This is a genomic window from Amycolatopsis sp. NPDC004772, assembly GCF_053601215.1.
On sequence record NZ_JBSGBK010000010.1, the window covers coordinates 108,614 to 114,762 of the forward strand.

Sequence of the window (6,149 nt, forward strand, 5' to 3'; positions counted from 1 at the left end):
ACCAGAGGGGACTTCTGCGGCGGCGCGGCCGTCGTGCTGCCGGACCCGGCGCGCTCGATCGGCGTGCTCACCTCGACGCTGGCCACGCTCGGCAACAGCCGCACGCTCGACGCCGTCGCGCGGTCGGCCGCGGCCGAAGGGTACGCGATCAAGCTGATGCCGCTGGGCAAACCGAGCCGCGACGCGGTCACCGACGCCTTCCGGGAGCTGCGGAACCACGCCGTCGACGGGCTGGTCGTGCTGGTCGAGGAATACGCCCTGGATTGGCCGGGAATCGTTTTCCCGGAGGACATCCCGGTGGTGGTCGTCGATTCCAACGCGCGCGCCGGATATCCGACCGTGGACACCGATCAGGCGCAGGGCGCGGTGCTGGCGACCGAGCACCTGCTCACCCTCGGCCACGAAACCGTGTGGCACATCGCGGGCCCGACGGATTCGTTCGCGGCCGAACACCGGGAACGCGCGTGGCGGCGGACGCTGACGCGGTTCGACCGCGCGGTTCCGGTACCGGTGGTCGGGGACTGGACGGCCGAGTCCGGCTACACGCTCGGCCGGGTGCTGGCCCACGACCCGGCGGTCACCGCCGTCTTCGCGGCCAACGACCAGATGGCGCTGGGACTGTTGCGGGCGCTGCACGAATCCGGTCGCTCGGTGCCCGGCGAAGTCAGTGTCGTCGGGTTCGACGACATGGCCGAGGCGGCCAGTTTCTGGCCGCCGCTGACCACGGTCCGGCAGTCGTTCGCCGAACTCGGCGACCGGGTGGTGCGGACGTTGCTCGGCGAAGTCCGGTCGGCGACGCTCGAACGGGTTCCGGTGTCCCTGGTGGTCCGGGGCAGCACCGCCCCGCCGCCGTGGTGATCCGCCGCGGCGTGAGAAAGCTGTGAAGCACTCCGCGGTTCGCTGGTTTTTGCGCGCTCCACACGATTGAATACATCGAATCGTGCGACCGCGTGTTGACACGACGGCCGGCGCAAACGGATGCTCGGCAGAGCGGCCGAAAGGCCGAACCCCCGGATCGACAAAAGGGAGAAAGCCGAGTCATGACCACCGTGCCGGCGCCTCCCGCCGTGTTCTGATGGAGCCCGAACTCCTCGAGATCACCGTCACCCTGCCGCACCCGCCCGCGGCGGTGTGGACGATCGTGGGCAGCCCGCACCTGTACCCGCGGTTCGTCCGGGGGATCACCGCGTGCGAGCCGGTTTCCGAGGCGACCGGCCGGGGCGCCCGCTACCGGTACCGCGCCGGCGGCGAGGGCGAGGCCGAAATCTTCGTCCACCGCCGGGACGAGCACCTGGCCTGGTCCGGCCGGCGGCACCGGATGTCCGTCGTGCTGCGCCCGGTGCCCGAAGGCTGCGCGATCACCCTCCTGCTCACGCTGCTCGACGGCCGGTCGCCGGCGGTCCCGCGGATCCGGCAGCGGATCCTGGACGCGGTCGCGGCGATCGGCGACCACCTCGGCGGCGTCCCCGCGGCCGATCCGCTGCCGCCCCGCCCGACGAAGCGGGAGTTCGCCCGGATCCTCGTCAAGGCCGGCGTGCTCACCCCGGCCCAGCCCGCCGGGACGCTGCGGCAGCTGCGGGCGGTGGGCCGCTGGGGCTCGACCCTGGCCGGCGGCTACGAGGCGGTGGCCCGCCGTGCGCCGGAGTCCCTCGCGCTGTGCGACGAGCGTTCCGAGCGGACCTTCGGCGAGCTCGACGACCGCACCACCCGGCTGGCGGCGGTGCTGAAGCGCTACGACATCACCGAGGGATCGCGCGTCCTCCTGATGTGCCGCAACCACAACGCGATGGTCGAGGCGATGATCGCCTGCAGCAAGCTCGGCGCGGACGTGGCCCTGATGAACACCGGGCTGGCCCTGGGCCAGGCGGCGGAGTTCGCCCTGCGGCACGGCTCCCAGCTCGTGCTCGCCGACGCCGAGTTCGCGGCCCTGCGCGGGCAGCTGCCGTCCGACATCCCGCAGCTGTGGACCTGGCCGCCCGGCAACGGGTGGCACGGCCCGACGATCGAAGGGCTGATCGAAGCGCAGGAGCCCACCCGGCTCGCCCCGCCGGCCAAGCCCGGCCGGCTCGTCGTGCTCACCTCGGGCACGTCCGGCCCGCCGAAGGGCGCCCGGCGCCCGACGCCGAACAACGTCGCGGACGCCGCCGCGGTGCTCTCGGAGATCCCGCTGCGGGCCGGGGAACCGATCCTGGTCGCCGCGCCGCTGTTCCACACCTGGGGCCTGGCCGCGCTCCAGCTCGCCATGGCGCTGCGGGCCGGGCTGGTGCTGCCCCGGCGGTTCGACCCCGAAGCGACGCTGTCGATGATCGAAAAGCAGCGCTGCACGGCGTTGTTCGCGGTGCCGACGATGCTGCGGCGGCTGCTGGACCTGCCGGAGAAGATCCGGGCCCGCTACGACCTGTCGTCGCTGCGCGTGGTCGCCAGCTCCGGCGCGGGCCTGCCGGGCCGGCTGGGCGAGGAGTTCATGGACGCGTTCGGCGACATCCTCTACAACCTGTACGGCTCGACGGAGGTGTCGTGGGCGGCGATCGCCGGCCCGGGAGACCTTCGCGCGGCCCGTGGAACGGCGGGCCGCCCGCCGATCGGCACGGCGATCCGCGTCCTGGACCGCGCGGGCACCCCGGTCCCACCGGGCGCGACGGGCCGGCTGTACGTGGGCAACCGCCTGCTGTTCGACGGGTACACCGACGGAGAGCAGCTGGACGTCCGCGACGGCCTGATGGACACGGGCGACCGCGGCTACGTGGACGCGAACGGCCTGCTGTTCGTCCAGGGCCGCGAAGACGAGATGATCGTCTCGGGCGGCGAGAACGTGGCCCCGGCCCCGGTGGAGGAAGTGCTGCTGAGCCTCCCGGAGGTCCGCGAGGCGGCGGTGGTCGGAGTCCGCGACGCCAAGTACGGCCAGCGCCTGGCGGCTTACCTGGTCCTGGTCCCGGGCGCCCAGCTGGACGCGGACACGGTGCGGTCGCACGTACGGGAGCGGCTGGCGCGGTTCGCGGTGCCGCGGGACGTCGTGTTCGTGGAGGAGCTGCCGCGCAACGCGACCGGGAAAGTGGTGAAGCGGGCTTTGCGCCGCAACTACCGCTGGTGACCGGCCCGGCGACGCCTCCTGTGGGGGTAGGGGTCAGGCCGGGCAGCTGATGTCGCGGTCCGGCACTTCCAGCGCCAGCAGGTAGCGTGCCACGGCGGACCGGGTGCAGGTGTTCTTGTCGAAGACCCCGTGGGCCGCGCCTTCGTACGTCACCAACGTGGTGTTCGCCGGGGCTTGGCGGTGGATGGCGAGGGCCCAGGCGTATGGCGTCGCCGGGTCGTGCAGGGAGTTCAGCAGGAGGACCTGCGGCGCGCGCGGGATGCTCAGCCGGTGCGGCGGGTTCGACGGCGGGCCCGGGACGCCCAGGCACGCCATCGCTTCGCTGTGGCTCAACGTGCTGCCGCGCATGATCGGCCCGCGGCGCAGCTCTTCGGCGTGCAGCACCGAGTACTGCGCGAAACTCCGGATCCGGAGGTCGAAGTCCTGGCAGATGACGGCGAGCCGGATGGAGTCGTAGTTGAAGGAGAACTGGGCCGTCATCGGCGGATGGCCGGCCGCGGCTTCGGCGATCACCTCGCCCAGGTCGGCGTAGTCGGGGCGGTACATGTCCTTCAGCACCCGGTCGCGCAGCTCGTTCTGCGCCAGCGGCTCCGCGGCGGTCACCGAGAGGGCTTTCTCCCAGACGGCGAAGACGTCCTGGCCGTGCAGGGCGCAGGTCGTCGTCCGGTCGCACCACGCGGCGAACTGGCGGAACGCGTCGTCCGCGGCGGCGGCCCGGTCGCCGAGGAACCGCGTGAGGCCGGCGCTGTGGTCGATGGTGCTGTCGAGCACCAGCGCCCGAACCCGGTCCCCGTGCTTTTCGGCGTACTGCTGGCCGAGCAGCGTGCCGTAGGAGATGCCGAAGAAGCTGAGCCGCGCTTCGCCCAGCGCGCGGCGGACCGCGTCCATGTCCTGGGCGTTGAGGCCGGTGTCGGCGTGGTCGAAGACGGGGAGGTTGCGGGCGCGGCAGGCAGAGACTCGGTTCTCGCTGTAGGTCCGCAGCGCGGCGAACTCGGCCGGCCCGGCCGGCTCGTCGCTGCGCGGCGCGCCCGTGTTCTCGCACTCGATGAAGTGGCTGCGGCCGGTGCCGCGCACGTCGAAGCCCACGACGTCGAACCGGGCCCGGATCTCCGGGCTGAACACGGCCGGCGTCACGGCGAGTTCCGTGTTCGACGAGCCGGGGCCGCCGAAATCCGCCAGCAGCACCCCGAGGCGGTGTGCGGAATCCGTGGCCCGGTGCCGGGCCACGGCGAGGTCGATCGACGGTCCGTGCGGGGAGTTCCAGTCCAGCGGCACCCGGACCGTGCCGCACTCGCCGTCCGGCGGCGTGGGGCTGTCCGGGTCATCGGGGCACGCCGACCAGACGATCGGCACCGGTGTCCAGCCGGCGTCGGCGACGGCCGGAGCGGCGCCGGTCAGCAGAAGTGCGCTCGCCAGAACGGTTCCCAGCACCTTTTCGGCTCCTCCCCGTGACGGCCCGGACCTCGCCGACCGTAGGGCGGGCGGGTCTGGACCACAAGGGCCGATCAGGCATTACCGCGGCGCGGCCGGTTATTCCGGCGCGCGCCGGCGAGAGGGCCGGGAAATGTTTCTTCCCGTTTTCGGGAGTCAGGCGGCGGCTTTCCTGCGCGGAGCGCGCTTGCGCGGCGACGGAACGGGCGATTCCGCGTCGTCCCCGTGCACCCGTTCGAAGGCGGCGACGACTTCGGAGGAGAGCCGCCCGCGCTCGGAGACGTCGAAGCCGTTCGCGTTCGCCCAGGCCCGGATCCGCTGGTTGCGCTCGCGATCGGAGGCGGTGGTCGACTGCCCGGTGGCGACGCGCACCTTCCGCCCGCCGACCCGCCGTCCGGCGCCGATGTAGCGGGCCAGTTCGTCACGCAAGGCGGCCGCGTTCCGGTCGGAAAGGTCGATTTCGAAGGTGACGCCATCAAGGCTGAACTGCACGGTCTGGGCGGCGGCGCTGCCGTCGATGTCGTCGAGGATCTCGACGGAGACTTTCTGGGCCACTTGGGTGCTCCTCCGGTGGATGTGCGCTCGAGAACGCGAACAGCGAAAAGCGCCCGCGTTCCCGGGGAAGTGTATCCACAACCGGCGCGAAAGGGAATTCAACTCGCGGGTAAAACGGGGGCGGGTCCGTTCGGCGTAATTGCCCGGAGCGAAGCGCCAAGGAGCCGGGGGTGGGAATGGGGTGGGTGTCGCCTCAATGGGTGAAGAACGACTTCGGTGGGCGGGGGTGGGCGGGGTCGCGGCGGGCGAAGAGGCTGAGTTCGCCCGGTATGGCCCGGGAGGGGTCTATTGTGGACGTCCTTTCCGGACGGCGGAGCGTGGGTCGTCCGGCGGTTTCCGGGTCGGGGGTGAAGTGGTTCCGGGTGGGGCTTCGGTGGGGGATGGCGTGACCACGCCGGGCGCAATTCCGGTGGTTGTGGATCAAAGGGGGCGGGTGGGCGGGTGTTGTCGGGTGCCTGCGGCCCGGGGGCGGGGATCGGCCGGGAATGCGGCTCGGGTGGGTGACGTGGGTGGGAATGTGGGTCGGGGTGGGTGCGGGGCGCTCGCCGCGGTTGGGGTGGCAGGGGTGGGTGCCGGCTGGGGCGAAGTCGGTGGCTGGGCGGGGATCGGCCGGGAATGCGGCTCGGTCGGGTGAGTGCGGGTGGGAAGGCGAGTCGGGGCGGGCGCGGGGCGCTCGCTGCAGCTGGGGTGGCGGACGTGGGTGCCGGTTGCGGCGAGATTGGCGGGCTGGGCGAGGATCGGCCGGGAATGCGGCTCGGGGCGGATGGGCGCGGGTGGGAAGGCGAGTCGGGGCGGGGGGAGGCGGGCCGGGGGCGGGTGCGCTCGCTGCAGCTGGGGTGGCAGGTGTGGGTGCCGGCCACGGCGAATCGGTGGGCTGGGTGGGGATCGGCGGGCGTTGGGTGGCGGGGGCGGCTTGGCTGCATGCGGGGTTGCGGCGTAGGACGCCGCTTGCGGTTCGGTGCAGGGTGCGCGGGGCTGGCCGGTAACGAGGTGCGGTGCCGCTGGGTGCCGGCCGTGGCGGGGTCGGCTGGGGCAAGGTGCTGGCTGTTGGGGTGATGGGGTGCGCTGCGCT

4 protein-coding genes are annotated in these 6,149 nt (G+C 72.7%); 2 read left to right on the plus strand and 2 right to left on the minus strand.

Annotation, left to right across the window (positions count from 1 at the left end):
- Positions 1 to 33: 33 nt before the first annotated feature.
- Together ACWEF6_RS09390 and ACWEF6_RS09395 are read left to right on the plus strand one after the other, a co-directional pair.
- Positions 34 to 858 carry a substrate-binding domain-containing protein gene (locus tag ACWEF6_RS09390; RefSeq protein ID WP_449682473.1) on the plus strand — a complete coding sequence of 275 codons (825 nt, stop codon included), beginning with the start codon at positions 34 to 36 and terminating at the stop codon, positions 856 to 858.
- Positions 859 to 1,075: 217 nt separating this feature from the next.
- A complete protein-coding gene (locus ACWEF6_RS09395; RefSeq protein WP_449682453.1) occupies positions 1,076 to 3,091 on the plus strand; it encodes an AMP-binding protein in 2,016 nt (671 codons plus the stop codon).
- A gap of 33 nt (positions 3,092 to 3,124) precedes the next feature.
- On the opposite strand, the gene ACWEF6_RS09400 is transcribed toward ACWEF6_RS09395, so the two are convergent.
- Together ACWEF6_RS09400 and ACWEF6_RS09405 are read right to left on the minus strand one after the other, a co-directional pair.
- Positions 3,125 to 4,522 carry an alpha/beta hydrolase gene (locus ACWEF6_RS09400; RefSeq protein ID WP_449682454.1) on the minus strand — a complete coding sequence of 466 codons (1,398 nt, stop codon included), beginning with the start codon at positions 4,520 to 4,522 and terminating at the stop codon, positions 3,125 to 3,127.
- A 156-nt stretch (positions 4,523 to 4,678) separates the two neighbouring features.
- Positions 4,679 to 5,077: a histone-like nucleoid-structuring protein Lsr2 gene (locus ACWEF6_RS09405; protein WP_449682455.1), complete on the minus strand. Its 399-nt coding sequence runs from the start codon at positions 5,075 to 5,077 to the stop codon at positions 4,679 to 4,681.
- Between the last annotated feature and the right edge of the window lie 1,072 nt (positions 5,078 to 6,149).